This is a genomic window from Synechococcus sp. MU1642 (assembly GCF_020514115.1).
Taxonomy (GTDB): Bacteria; Cyanobacteriota; Cyanobacteriia; order PCC-6307; family Cyanobiaceae; genus Parasynechococcus.
Genome location: NZ_VTKZ01000008.1, coordinates 44,133 through 56,265 on the forward strand (window position 1 = coordinate 44,133; position 12,133 = coordinate 56,265).

At 46.1% G+C, this 12,133-nt stretch carries 15 protein-coding genes; 9 read left to right on the forward strand and 6 right to left on the reverse strand.

Features of this window, described 5'->3' with window-relative positions; translation table 11 throughout:
• The first annotated feature begins 101 nt into the window (after positions 1-101).
• Entirely contained in the window at positions 102-1,085 is a 984-nt protein-coding gene (locus tag FZZ85_RS08885) for a helix-turn-helix domain-containing protein (protein ID WP_226414255.1), read from the forward strand.
• Positions 1,086-1,088: 3 nt separating this feature from the next.
• Entirely contained in the window at positions 1,089-2,054 is a 966-nt protein-coding gene (locus FZZ85_RS08890) for a helix-turn-helix transcriptional regulator (RefSeq protein WP_226414257.1), read from the forward strand.
• Between the two features lie 28 nt (positions 2,055-2,082).
• Here the strand turns inward: FZZ85_RS08890 and FZZ85_RS08895 are convergent, their stop codons facing one another.
• A complete protein-coding gene (locus tag FZZ85_RS08895) occupies positions 2,083-3,234 on the reverse strand; it encodes a HEAT repeat domain-containing protein (RefSeq protein ID WP_226414260.1) in 1,152 nt (383 codons plus the stop codon).
• A 395-nt stretch (positions 3,235-3,629) separates the two neighbouring features.
• Here FZZ85_RS08895 and FZZ85_RS08900 point away from each other — a divergent pair, with 395 nt between their 5' ends.
• Positions 3,630-3,974, forward strand: a complete 345-nt coding sequence (locus FZZ85_RS08900) for a Nif11-like leader peptide family natural product precursor (protein ID WP_226414262.1) — start codon at positions 3,630-3,632, stop codon at positions 3,972-3,974.
• A gap of 10 nt (positions 3,975-3,984) precedes the next feature.
• On the opposite strand, the gene FZZ85_RS08905 is transcribed toward FZZ85_RS08900, so the two are convergent.
• The 5 genes from FZZ85_RS08905 to cpeB all read right to left on the reverse strand — a co-directional run bounded on the left by FZZ85_RS08905 (position 3,985) and on the right by cpeB (position 8,204).
• A complete protein-coding gene (locus tag FZZ85_RS08905; protein ID WP_226414265.1) occupies positions 3,985-4,623 on the reverse strand; it encodes a HEAT repeat domain-containing protein in 639 nt (212 codons plus the stop codon).
• A gap of 73 nt (positions 4,624-4,696) precedes the next feature.
• Entirely contained in the window at positions 4,697-6,022 is a 1,326-nt protein-coding gene (locus FZZ85_RS08910) for a HEAT repeat domain-containing protein (RefSeq protein ID WP_226414268.1), read from the reverse strand.
• A 497-nt stretch (positions 6,023-6,519) separates the two neighbouring features.
• Positions 6,520-6,954: a DUF2656 family protein gene (locus FZZ85_RS08915; RefSeq protein ID WP_226414270.1), complete on the reverse strand. Its 435-nt coding sequence runs from the start codon at positions 6,952-6,954 to the stop codon at positions 6,520-6,522.
• A gap of 139 nt (positions 6,955-7,093) precedes the next feature.
• Positions 7,094-7,588 carry a class 1 C-phycoerythrin subunit alpha gene (gene cpeA, locus FZZ85_RS08920; protein WP_006851808.1) on the reverse strand — a complete coding sequence of 165 codons (495 nt, stop codon included), beginning with the start codon at positions 7,586-7,588 and terminating at the stop codon, positions 7,094-7,096.
• Positions 7,589-7,649: 61 nt separating this feature from the next.
• Positions 7,650-8,204 carry a class 1 C-phycoerythrin subunit beta gene (cpeB, locus tag FZZ85_RS08925; protein WP_006850931.1) on the reverse strand — a complete coding sequence of 185 codons (555 nt, stop codon included), beginning with the start codon at positions 8,202-8,204 and terminating at the stop codon, positions 7,650-7,652.
• Between the two features lie 309 nt (positions 8,205-8,513).
• On the opposite strand from cpeB, the gene FZZ85_RS08930 reads away from it, so the two are divergent.
• The 6 genes from FZZ85_RS08930 (at position 8,514) to cpcA (ending at position 12,129) form a co-directional block, all read left to right on the forward strand.
• Entirely contained in the window at positions 8,514-8,747 is a 234-nt protein-coding gene (locus FZZ85_RS08930; protein ID WP_226414273.1) for a hypothetical protein, read from the forward strand.
• 63 nt (positions 8,748-8,810) lie between these two features.
• Positions 8,811-9,422 carry a phycobiliprotein lyase gene (locus tag FZZ85_RS08935; RefSeq protein ID WP_226414276.1) on the forward strand — a complete coding sequence of 204 codons (612 nt, stop codon included), beginning with the start codon at positions 8,811-8,813 and terminating at the stop codon, positions 9,420-9,422.
• A 5-nt stretch (positions 9,423-9,427) separates the two neighbouring features.
• Positions 9,428-10,135 (forward strand): 15,16-dihydrobiliverdin:ferredoxin oxidoreductase, encoded by a 708-nt coding sequence (locus FZZ85_RS08940; RefSeq protein ID WP_226414279.1) that lies wholly within the window; start codon positions 9,428-9,430, stop codon positions 10,133-10,135.
• Entirely contained in the window at positions 10,132-10,947 is an 816-nt protein-coding gene (locus FZZ85_RS08945; RefSeq protein WP_226414281.1) for a phycoerythrobilin:ferredoxin oxidoreductase, read from the forward strand. Before FZZ85_RS08940 ends, FZZ85_RS08945 begins: the two co-directional genes overlap by 4 nt.
• Positions 10,948-11,083: 136 nt before the next feature.
• Complete coding sequence (locus FZZ85_RS08950) at positions 11,084-11,602, forward strand: phycocyanin subunit beta (RefSeq protein ID WP_038551074.1); 519 nt, start codon at positions 11,084-11,086, stop codon at positions 11,600-11,602.
• A gap of 38 nt (positions 11,603-11,640) precedes the next feature.
• Positions 11,641-12,129, forward strand: coding sequence for a phycocyanin subunit alpha (cpcA, locus tag FZZ85_RS08955; protein ID WP_115080337.1), 489 nt, complete (start codon positions 11,641-11,643; stop codon positions 12,127-12,129).
• The last annotated feature ends 4 nt before the right edge of the window (positions 12,130-12,133 follow it).

Sequence of the window (12,133 nt, forward strand, 5' to 3'; positions counted from 1 at the left end):
TCTTACACGCAATCAAGGAACATCAATAGAGTATGTAGATACGCAGAAAAAATTTGCGAAAAAAACGATCGCGCAATTATATTTTTTCCGACACGCTCGAGATGGAAGAGTTCTGCAAAGCACATTTTGAAGAATATCACTCAAAATCCAACTTCTCATGCAATGTAACTCAGTTAAGCACCGGCCTTCTCGAAACGAAGACCACTTGCTCACCAATTCAAGATGTGCATCTTGAAATTTTTAAATCGAACCAAACTCTTCTCTACGAGGAAGAAGCCAATACAAAATCAGTATCATTCTGCTGGCTAGACACATCACCGACAAACGAAACGGAGACACAGACAATCATTAGCGGCCACCAAATGACAAAAAATAGCATTGCTGGCTTCAATCGGATAAACAAAACAGGAGGAAATATCTGGGACATTGTGGGAGCAAACGAAGAGCTTTGCTGCATGAGCCTAAAATGGAATAAATTACAAGAAAGAATCAACAAATTAAATGCATTTAATGCCTATGCGAGGCTTGAGGAATGCATTGGAATTGACTCGCATGATCATGCAAGTGCTCAGCTCAAGAAATTATTTAATGGACATTTTAATGGCCAGCCATCAACGAAACCAAATGCATTCTACGATCTAGCAATCATATTCCTAGACAACGACAATAATGAATCAACCTATGATGCACATCGATGCGATTCAACGGACCTAATAGAAGACATGGTCAAACTAATTCACGAAGATAGGGCTGGCATGCCACCAATAACACTTGACGAAATTACGGAATACTTGAATTCAAAAACAGAGTCTCTCAATACTATATGCCAAGAAATCTTTAATATGGATGTAATTGAGCTTGTTAGAAGAGTACGCCTGGAACAGACCCGCAAGGCTTTTTTAACTCCATATTCCTCAACAGGCCTCAAAGAGTTTACAAAGAAGAGGACCGCACTTTACTATGGTTTTAAGAACTGGAAAAAATTTGAAGCCTCCTACTCCACATATTTTGGAGAATCACCCAGCCAAACAATAGATCGTTCCAATAAGAATTTATATTCGTTTAGTGCATGGCAGGGAGAGTAATACATGAAAACATCTATTGAATATCGTGATCCACTGGAGCTCTCTGAAGAGCTTGCAAAACTCGGCCAGCTCACAAAAATAACGCAACTGGAAGGTGGCAGTGGTTTCTACACTATGCAAACAGCAAATACTAATAAAGTCGCACTTGCAGAAATATCTGCCAACAAAACATTATTGTACGAGGGGTGGGGTAATGGTATAACTATTGATTTTAATTGGATTACGCCAAAAGCGAATACTCAAGGAGCCTTTGGCTATTGCGATGGATTTAAGATGACAAAAAATAGCCTGGCTGGATTCGGCACGATTAATTCGGTACCAGGAAATGCATGGGGAAAATATAACAACGAATGCTCTAGTACTGGTTGCATGCTCGAAAAGCAGCACCTATTTGAATTACTCGAAAATTGTAAAGCATATGATGGACTTGAACGACTCACGGGTGATCAGGGGATTTATTGCAATAATAAAGCTCTAAACCAACTTAAGAGATTAGCTGCTAGAGAAGTATCTGCTGGAATTCAGAACCCAGAAAAATATTTTGATCTTGTAATCGCATGTCTAGAAGAACCAATGACTGAGCAAAATAGTCAAAATCCAAAACATGTCGATCAATTAAGAGAAATCATTAATCTTGCACATAGTGAGAAGACCATGGAATCCCCTCTGTCATTGCTCGAAGTATGCAAGCATATAAATACAAGCCAAGCATCATTATATCGTATATGTCAGGAGTACTTTGGAATGGGAATCATAGAATTGATGACACAAATTAGACTTGAGGAATCCAGGAGAATTATGCTTAACCAAAATGCTCGTCGGAAATTAAATCTATATTCAATTCGAGATATTGCAATTAAATATGGGTTTAAACATCAAGGGAGATATGCACGGCGCTATTACACTGCATTCGGAGAACTTCCAAGTCAGACCATAGAAAAGTCGAGAAGATATAAATTACCCATATAAATAAATGAATGGCAAAGAGGAATGGTCTCTACATCTTACGTAAAACCTCTGCACAAGTCCATCGAAGTGGCTCCCAAGTAGATGTCATTAATAAATTCTCAATTTCAGCACGACATTCCAACAAACCCAATTTCAAACATCCCCAAGTCGCTGCAATTTTTGATTTTGCATACTGCGGAGCTGGCTCCAACAATGATTCCTTCGTTATGAATGATAATTCTTTTAAATCAAGCTGAGATACCAAACAATTTACTTGATAGTGAACACCATAATCGGAGCCATGATTCTCCCAGATAGATTTAATAGAATCTGCAAGCGTGGATCCTGGCCAACTAAATAAAGATTTTGCAGCAAAATACTGATGCTCTTCATCTCTATGTCTCAGCAGGTCACAAACTTCTTGCAGATCACTTGGTGCATTGAAATCCTGGGTAAGAAATAAATTACGAGAATCATCCTGCAACATTTGATTAATCAAAATTCTCTGCGATTCTGTTTTAGTTTTAGGTATAATCTTAAATGCACTTTTAGCTCTTAATGGCATTGAAACTGCTACTTTTGAAATGATCGGCAAAAGAGACGGATCACCAGCATCACCAATATCAATAACCGACGAACGTCGATAAATAACGTTGGTATCTTTGAGCTGATTTGCAAGGAGATGCAATTTACTCTTGTCACCTTCAACTCTTATTGAATAAGCTATTGATGCTCCTTTAACCAATAGGTTTTGATTGTTCTGTTGCTGGTGAATGATGCCATAAGAGTCGTCCATCTCCAAGCGTGTAAAGCATTGAATTGCAACACGCTTAAGTATATCTGAGCCATCTTCAATAATCTTAAAAAGAGTAGATTTAAACTGAGTATCAAGTGGTATGCCAAAATTAATTAGCGTGTCAACAGCATTAACAATAGTCTGCTCATCACGACTACGCATGGCATCATAAATAGTTGGCAGAGTGCTAAGATCTCGGCGACGTCCTAGTGCTTCAATAGATTTACGGCGTGTAATAGCATCAAAGATATTGTCTCTATCCCCAGTAGCCGCTACGACTAAGGCATCCAGAGAATCTCGCGAAGAACAGGCTCCCAACCTTGTCGCCGCAATATACTTAATCCCAGGATTATCAAGAGTCCTAATATTTTTAGAAAGCAATTCAATTGCCTGCTGTTCACCCATCCACGAGAATAGATTATCAAATCTCTGAGAACTCGGCACCATGCAACATGCGTATATTCATTTTTAACAGAAGAATTGATTGATCTACCTAGCTTGATAAGAAGTGACCTATCTAACGCAAAAATTGATAATTGGTGGATATCTATTTTAAGAAGAATAAACCACTACAATTAATCAAATATAGACAAGTAGTCGTTGATTGAATTCAAACCAATGACGATTTATCCAATCATCGAATCGCGCCCGGTTCAATTCGTTGTCCACATAGGATCAGCACAAGAAAAGTGCAGTGCCATACAAAGTTATTGTTGGCGTGGTGAACCCTAAATAAGTCAAACAACTCTGATAAGAAGCGGATAATTGCTGATAAAATATGGATATGATGCTGATTCTTCATGTCACGTGCTGAATTCATACGCTTTCTTCAAGTTCTAGAAGAAGACTTAACATTTAGAGCGCTTTTCCAGGAAGCGGAGCCCGAGCAAATCCTCAGGCTTGCAAATGAACATGGATTTATCTTTTCGGATGAAATAAAGGGTCGTTTCCTGAATCGGTGGGCAGGAGTTTACTTCTGCCCATTTGCTAATGATGTCGGGAGACTATGCCCCAAGATGGTGCCAGAAGGATTCAGCACACTGCTTCATTATTCACAGACGACTTGCACTAAAGAGGACAAGGTAGAGCGTTTTGATTTCCGTGCTGGAGGCTATTACGAAGGGGTAAAAACAGTAAATCGATAGAGAAAATAGGCTAACTCTTTGTGTTTAATAAAGTCTGAAGTCGTGCCAACGCAGATTGAGCTGCTTCCTGAATCAAAGGATCCGTATTATTGGTCTGCAGTGAACGTAAAGCATCTTCTGCTAAAGGATTGGGAATATCGGCAAGAGCCTGAGATGCACTAAAAATTAAAGCAACATTTTGACTGCTAAGAGAACTTACTAGAATCTTTATTGCCTCTTCAGACTTAAATTGTTGCTTACCGATCTGACCAAGACACATCAGTGCACCCTGCACGACAACCATATCGGAATCATCTATCCCTTGTTCCAGCATTTCCATGACTGAATCAGGAAACGGCTGATCTGGGAAGTTTTTGAACACCTGCACAAAGGCCTTAGGGCAGCAACGCCTTGCAGTTTGATTCTCTGTTGTTGCATAGAGTTCGATCAAGGGATCAAACGCAGAGCTCCCAAAAAAACCAACACCTTTAACAGCCGCTCTATAGACTTTAGGATCATGATGACAGAAGAGATCCAATAATCTTGGTAACGCCTCTTCCCGATAGTTCTCAGAAAGAATCAAACAAGCTTCTTCTTGAATCCTAGGGTTGGGATGCATTAGATCCTCAAACAATGCATCAACTGAAGGAATGTTTGAATCGCCGCTCATTTAAAAGCCTAAATCATTATTGTTCAATATTAGCATTTCAAGTCATGGGGCATGAAGAATTGCCACTTAGTTCTCAACCACGATCCTGAATGCTCTGTGCTTTTAGTTGCAGCAAGCTGTCGCCATCAGATTCGACAAGATGTTGTAGTTGACATTGATATCGAAGTTGAAGATGCTCGGTCTGATCAGATTGGATCAGGAGGAGGCCTGCATAACGCATATCCCAACTAAGGTTATTCTCTAAAGACAAACAATTATCCAGAAAACAATTGTATTGGCCAGGAAATAGCTTAGCGAATGACAGCAAAGCAGCTGGGGGTGATTTTCTAAATTGAGGCCGCTTATCTGTAATAGCATCTGAGAGAATTTTGCGAATATGACTCAATGCCTCGTCTGTCCAACCTTCAACAAGGCCAAATAATCTCATCAAAAAATAATGTGCACCATAGTCATTGTGAGCTTTATCTTTCCAGCAATTCTCAATAGCATTCCAAATCTCTTGGGCATCACATTTCATTAGTGCCTGCATGGCAAGATAGCAACGACTAAAATCGGGATGGAACAAGCCGTCAATCAGTAGCTCCGTAGACAAAGGATCGCCGTAATGATGGAGGACAGTGATCATACGAGGATCGTCAACCAAAATTTGATCCACCGCTGATAGTGCATCATTATCGGAGAGTTTGTTTGACGGGTTAATCAAAAAAGATCTCACAGCTCGCATGCGAAATGCAGGCGATATTGGTGCTTCCATCAAATCAGACAAAAGCTCAACAGCATTCGCATCGATCACATCCTGCACAGCCGACTGGCGATCCATTTGATTGGAGCCATACAAATGATCTGAAAGATCAGCCAGATGGGATTGATCTCCAGATAGATGAATCATGGCAGCGATGGCGGCACCGCGGACCGAAGTCTTCTCATGGGCTGTGTGAACAGAAATAGTCGAAATTGCTGATTTAACAGAAAGCTTTGAAAGACTTTGAATTAAGACTCTTTGATTCTGGCTAGCATCATTCAACAAATTAATCATATGTTGGTGCACTTCAGGATCTTGACAATTCAAACGAGACAATGCCCAAGCAGCATTCTCGACCATATACACATCAGAGCTGCCTAAAAAACTAGCAATTTTGGGCGTAGCCTCTGCAACCCCTAATCGCGCAAGAACTTCTACAGCTTTTCTTTGGGCAAGACCTACTGGTACATCTTCAGAGCACTTATCAAGAAAAGCTAATAACGCTTTGCTTGTTATCGGGCCAGGAAAATTAATCAAATGAGAAACAGCCATATAATAATCACTCTCATTCTCAAGAACATCAACTTCTTTAGACAAGATATCAACAGCTCCCTGTTGATGCAAACCAGCATGAATATTATCGAAAAGACCAGTCATCAGTAATGGTCAACATTCGAAGGATTCTACTTGAGGTGCGTAATTCAATGGGGCCTGTCTGGATAAGAAAGTAATAGCAAGCTTGCCATCAGACGACACCGGAGGCAAAATTCTTCTAAGCCACTACGAAAAAATGGGACCTTTCCCAGGACGATTGATCCATGTTTCCACTGGTGTGATGGACGGATGCAGGCCCTCAACTTCCCACACAATTTCCATTGACACCCGGTTCATGGCTCAATGGATGAAATCTTTTAGAAGTTGCAATACACCGATAACATCTGTTGGCTGGAGCGCAGCGGATCAGCCTTCGATACCAGCACCTAAAAAGCAACCTCATACATCCAAGGTTCGGAAACTAGTAGAGAAATTAACACCCCAAAAAGACAACACTCCTAACAAGAAAGAAAAAGCTGATTCCGAAAAGCCAGAGGCAAACAAGCATAAAAGCGCCTCTAGCCGACGTAGGAATCGCCGGAAACAAGCCTGATAAAAATCTATGAGGCTCTCGAGGAGACTTCAAAAATCGCATCTTCGGATCGCCCAGCTTTAAGAGCCTCCCAGTTGATCGCTTGAAGAAACACGGTTTTATCAGACGTTTCAACCAAATCAACACCCCAATATCCCTCCTGGAGTGGAGCTCCAGGAGAAGCTTGGGAGTCTTTCCTTCCACCCAATGCCAGGACAAAGTGGTTCATTTCGTGTCCGAGTTGACGACGGTACTCAGACCAAGTTTGCACTAAATCAGCAGCCATATCTTGCGGCGATAAATCAGATGTTATTAAAAGTTTCCAATGAGGGTGATTAAGAACTGCTGTTGAAGAAATATTTTTTGAAAGAGATTTGAGTTCTTGAGCAAGCAGTTCAAAATCCAATGCAGGCACGAGATCTGATTGAACCTGTAAGTTATGAGATAGAACAAACGTCGTCATAGAAAAATTCCACCTTTAAAGAATCTAATGGAATTTCAGCTCATCTGTGATGGGTGAGCATTGGTCTTCCATCTGGGCGACATAAAAAAGGGGGGGAGCAATTGCTCCCCCCCCTTTTTTTCCTAAAATCTTGAAGTGATCAAGACAGAGCGTTGATCGCGTAATCAAGATAGCTCTTGAACTCGTTAAGAGCCTGAGGGCTCATATCGCGAGGAGCACATGCGCGATCGCGAGTGTAAGTCAGAGCTTCGATGTAAGCGTTGGTGGGAAGACCCAAGGTGCGATACACCTCACGTGCTCCTGCAATACCCCACTCATCGAGAGGACCAGTACCACCAACGATGAGGCAGTAGTTGATCAAGCGCAGGTAGTGACCGAGGTCGCGATAGCACTTGTCGACCTTCACTTGGCTATCACCGGCTTCACCGGGTTGCCGCAGATAGGCGTACTTATTGAAGCAAGCATCACCTGCTTCACGGGTGACATTGTCCAGACCGGCGGCCAGCTTTTCAGCAGCTTCCAGACGAGCAGCTGCACGCTGGATGTTGCCCTGAACAGCCTCAAGATCGTTCTGGGAAGGGAAGCGACCGGCTGCATCAGCTGCGGTCACAACAGTGGTGACGACGGATTTCATTTGAGATCCTTAGGTAAAAGGTGCTGAGAAGGTGAGGAGAGAAGACTTGATCGTCCGCAGATCAGCTGATTGCGCCAATCACACGATCGAAGTAAGAACCTGCTTCAGCAACCAGTGCAGAGCAGTCGCCCTGAGTGGTTTCCATCTTGCGGTACTTAGCACCACCGCTGGCAGGAGAGTTGGTCTGACCAATCAGAGCCGTAGCAGCGGATTTCATGATCGCGACCGCACGGGCAGCAGACTGGGTAGGAACACCTAAAGCGATATAGGTTTCCTTGAGGCCATTCAAGCAACGGTCATCCAGCACGGAAGCGTCACCAGCAAGCAGTGCATAGCTGATGTAGCGAAGCACAATCTCACCATCGCGAAGGCATGCAGCCATCCGACGGGTGGGATAGCAGTTGCCGCCAGCCTGGATCAGACCTGTGTTTTCGCAGATCATGCCGGTGACTGCATCGGAGACGATGCAGTAGGCGTTGGAAGTAATGGCATTCACAGCGTCCAAACGCTTGTTGCCATCTTGCACGTAGGAGCGGAGGCTAGCGAGATCGCTACCACCAACAGGTGCAGTTTTGGCGTCAGCGCTGACGACTGTGCGGGAGAATGCGTCGAGCATTGGGGGCCAGACAGTTTTGGGGATGCAGTGCTTCGGAAACCGCCGGGTGAACAGGACTTAAAAGCCCAGAGACCCAAGGGTGGTGGAAGCGCTGACACAGGCTAAACTCAGTTATCAGCAGGGTTCGTCAAACAGACCCCTTTACGCAAAAGTTTGTCACCTTGGGCCAAATACCCCGGTTGGCGCCCTAGGAATTAGGCCGATCCGAGGGCAATTCTTCTTTTAGTGACGTAAACCTGAGCAAAGGTTCACAAACGCCTTGGGCAGGCATCGAACAGGCTTAGGATCTTTTGGCTTAATCACAGATTCATGGACAACGCAGCGTCCGATTTACCTAGCCTCGAGGAGTTGCAAGAGTCCATCGATGAATTAGCTGCCTACAGGGAAAGACTGTTTCAAGATGTAGTTGGTTTAGGCAAAAAACTGCGCTTATCCCAGAAGAAGATTGACGCAACTGTTGCAGCACATCCAGAGCTTCAAAGACTCGACGAAGTGATGTCACAGCTTGTTGCACAGAGGAATGCACAGCAGATTCAGCCTTGAAGTGCCAAAATAATACTTTACCGGTTCGCCTGTATTAATTAACTTTCTTCAAAGCGCAAACCAATGGTGCAGACACTTTCCCCGCCGATGACAATGGCGGATTTCTTTGAAGCCAGCCGCGGGACTTGGCTAAACAGGCGCGCTGTTCATCACCACGACTATCAGGATGACGAAGCTGCGGATTCGAATCTAGTAATTGAACCATTTAATGCAGATGACCCAGTCGTCACTAATATCTGCAATTCTTTGAACATTAAAACCGAAGACAGCTCAGGTGGAGCCCGATTTTGGTGGGAAAGCAATATCAAGAAAGGCGTCCGCAACGATGATTACGCTGCAGTAGTTATCGACGTTCCTGACAATGAAGACCCCCGCAAGGGATTTCTACTTCGAGATGTTGGATATGTTGAAAAGCAATCTGTTTTAAGCACTTACAACTTCGCAGACGACGGCGTCGTGACGATAACGACGCGATATGACACCAATATTGGTATTGAACGCTGCTGGTTTGTGACCGATCAAATCAGGATGAGAGTCAGTTCTGTTCAGTGCTTGGATGGTGTTGCAATGACCACATATTGCACCGAGTTTCGGTGCCCTACTGATGCTGAAATTTCAGATATCACCCAGCGGGCACAACAACTGGCCATGGCGTCTTCAACAGGTAACGACTGATCACCATGTTTGATCCATTTCTTGAGGAATTGCTTTCAGGAATCAAAGCTCGGGGCGCAGTACCCATTGAGGTTCCTCATGGACTTGAGCACAATCAATCATCCAAACGCTCCAGCACCATCAAAAGCTGGCTGTGGGACGTGCCTGGCTTTCGGAGGTGGCGCGTTACCCGGTTGGATGCTGGCGACAGCTTGCAGGTCCTGAATTCCGTTGCCTATCCCGAATACACCTACGACCATCCATTAATGGGAGTTGATCTGCTCTGGTTCGGCGCCAAGCAGAAGTTGGTTGCTGTTCTTGATTTCCAACCACTTGTTCAAGACAAAAACTACTTGGAGCGCTACTTCGATGGACTGAAGTCACTCAACGCTCAATTTCCGGATCTCAACGGTGAGGAGACCATGCGTTCCTTTGATCCAAATCAATACTTTTCCTCATGGCTGCTGTTCTGCCGGGGCGGAGCAGAACAGGCGACATCATCGCTACCCTCAGCTTTTAGCGCTTTTCTAAAAACCTACTGGGATTTACACGATGAGGCCGTGAAAACCCCTTCTTCCATTAACCCCATAGAAGTGGAACAACTACAGAAAAATTATGATATTTACAGTGCAGAGAGAGATCCTGCACACGGTCTATTTACCAGTCATTTCGGAAGTAAATGGTCCGATCGTTTCCTGCACGAATTTCTCTTCCCCGCCAGCCAGCCCACATGACCCTCCCTCTCCGCACGACGAGTCTTGATCCTGTCCAGATCCCCGGATGGCGCTGGCAGCCTTTTCTCGATACCGCCGTTGCGGCGCTGAGCTCTCTGCAGCCAAATCCTTATCCAATTGCGGAACGATTTCTACAGAAAGAGGGCAGCACAGGATCCAAGGCGAAACCTGTGCCGGTCAGAACTGCAACCTGGGCGTGTTCGACTGAAAAGCTTCGCCAAGTGCGCTGTGCCTGCGTTGAGGCTGGTGCAGCTGCATCGGTGCTCAACTTCGTGATCAATCCCAGCAGTCGTTTTGATCTTCCTTTTTTCGGAGCCGATCTGGTAACGCTTCCCAACGGGCACCTGCTCGCTCTGGATTTGCAGCCTGTCGACAAGAAAGATCCGGATCACACGGGCCCGGTTTGGCAGCGACTGATGCCGCTGTTCGAGCGCTGGCGCGCCGAACTGCCCGATGGAGGGCCCATTCCTGACGAGGCACAGCCATATTTCTCACCTGCCTTTCTCTGGACCAGGATTCCTCTTGGGGAGGAAGGCGATGCGCTGATTGACGCCGTAATCCGTCCGGCTTTTGCGGACTACCTACAGCTTTACCTAGAGTTGGTGGTGGCGGCGCAGCCCGTTGACAATGAGCGTGCTGCACACCTGCTCTCGGGTCAGAAGCGCTACACCGCCTACCGCGCCGAGAAAGATCCAGCCCGCGGCATGTTGACGCGGTTTTACGGCAGTGAATGGACGGAGTCGTACATCCACGGCGTGCTGTTTGACCTCGAAGGAGCCACCGCCACTTCCTTGTCGCCGCAAGGGAGTTAAGCATTATGAACAGCTTTCGGGTGGCTCCCGAGCTGTTGGCCAGAATCGCGGGCGACGGGATGAAGGCAATAGCCTTCGACCATCCCTTTCAAGTCTGAGATTCCCGCTCCAGACGTAGTTCACAGGAACAACAACCATGTTCGACGCCTTCACCAAGGTTGTCGCCCAGGCCGATGCCCGGGGACAATTCATCAGCACCAGCGAGATCGACGCCCTCGCTGCCATGGTTTCCGACAGCAACAAGCGTCTGGATGCCGTTAACCGCATCTCCAGCAACGCCTCCAGCATCGTTGCTTCGGCCGCTCGTCAGCTGTTCGCCCAACAGCCTTCACTGATTTCCCCTGGCGGTAACGCTTACACCTCCCGTCGTATGGCTGCTTGCCTGCGCGACATGGAGATCATCTTGCGTTACGTCACCTACTCCGCTTTCACAGGTGATTCTTCCGTGATGGAAGACCGCTGCCTGAATGGCCTGCGCGAGACTTACCTGGCCCTAGGCACTCCCGGTGCTTCGGTTGCAGCAGGAGTCAACCTGATGAAGGAAGCCGCTCTGGCACTCGTCAACGACAAAGCTGGCATCTCAGCTGGTGACTGCGCCTCCCTGAGCAGCGAAATCGGCACCTACTTCGACAAAGCCGCAGCTTCCGTCGCCTGATCGACGCGTTGATTCGACGTCTTAATTTCTCCTAACCAATGAAAACCCCTCTCACCGAAGCTGTTGCAGCAGCTGACTCTCAGGGACGTTTCCTGAGCAACACCGAGGTTCAAGCTGCCTCCGGTCGTTTCAATCGCGCCAAGGCCAGCCTCGAAGCTGCCAAAGCTCTGACCAGCAAAGCTGATTCCCTGGTGAACGGAGCGGCTCAAGCCGTTTACACCAAGTTCCCCTACACCACCCAGATGGCTGGGCCGAACTACTCAGCCACCCCCGAAGGCAAAGCCAAGTGCTCCCGTGACGTGGGCTACTACCTGCGCATGATCACTTACTGCCTGGTCGCTGGTGGCACCGGCCCCATGGACGACTACCTGATCGCTGGTCTTGACGAGATCAACCGCACTTTCGAGCTCTCCCCCTCCTGGTATGTGGAAGCTCTGAAGCACATCAAGGCCAACCACGGCCTCAGCGGCGACGCTGCTACCGAAGCCAACAGCTATATCGACTACGCCATCAACGCCCTGATCTGATCAG

Bases quoted from the DNA above. Each gene is read 5' to 3' on its own strand.
- FZZ85_RS08885 (WP_226414255.1), top strand. From the start codon at position 102: ATGGAAGAGTTCTGCAAAGCACATTTTGAAGAATATCACTCAAAATCC.
- FZZ85_RS08890 (WP_226414257.1), top strand. From the start codon at position 1,089: ATGAAAACATCTATTGAATATCGTGATCCACTGGAGCTCTCTGAAGAG.
- FZZ85_RS08895 (WP_226414260.1), bottom strand. From the start codon at position 3,234: ATGGGTGAACAGCAGGCAATTGAATTGCTTTCTAAAAATATTAGGACT.
- FZZ85_RS08900 (WP_226414262.1), top strand. From the start codon at position 3,630: ATGTCACGTGCTGAATTCATACGCTTTCTTCAAGTTCTAGAAGAAGAC.
- FZZ85_RS08905 (WP_226414265.1), bottom strand. From the start codon at position 4,623: ATGAGCGGCGATTCAAACATTCCTTCAGTTGATGCATTGTTTGAGGAT.
- FZZ85_RS08910 (WP_226414268.1), bottom strand. From the start codon at position 6,022: ATGACTGGTCTTTTCGATAATATTCATGCTGGTTTGCATCAACAGGGA.
- FZZ85_RS08915 (WP_226414270.1), bottom strand. From the start codon at position 6,954: ATGACGACGTTTGTTCTATCTCATAACTTACAGGTTCAATCAGATCTC.
- cpeA (WP_006851808.1), bottom strand. From the start codon at position 7,588: ATGAAATCCGTCGTCACCACTGTTGTGACCGCAGCTGATGCAGCCGGT.
- cpeB (WP_006850931.1), bottom strand. From the start codon at position 8,204: ATGCTCGACGCATTCTCCCGCACAGTCGTCAGCGCTGACGCCAAAACT.
- FZZ85_RS08930 (WP_226414273.1), top strand. From the start codon at position 8,514: ATGGACAACGCAGCGTCCGATTTACCTAGCCTCGAGGAGTTGCAAGAG.
- FZZ85_RS08935 (WP_226414276.1), top strand. From the start codon at position 8,811: ATGGTGCAGACACTTTCCCCGCCGATGACAATGGCGGATTTCTTTGAA.
- FZZ85_RS08940 (WP_226414279.1), top strand. From the start codon at position 9,428: ATGTTTGATCCATTTCTTGAGGAATTGCTTTCAGGAATCAAAGCTCGG.
- FZZ85_RS08945 (WP_226414281.1), top strand. From the start codon at position 10,132: ATGACCCTCCCTCTCCGCACGACGAGTCTTGATCCTGTCCAGATCCCC.
- FZZ85_RS08950 (WP_038551074.1), top strand. From the start codon at position 11,084: ATGTTCGACGCCTTCACCAAGGTTGTCGCCCAGGCCGATGCCCGGGGA.
- cpcA (WP_115080337.1), top strand. From the start codon at position 11,641: ATGAAAACCCCTCTCACCGAAGCTGTTGCAGCAGCTGACTCTCAGGGA.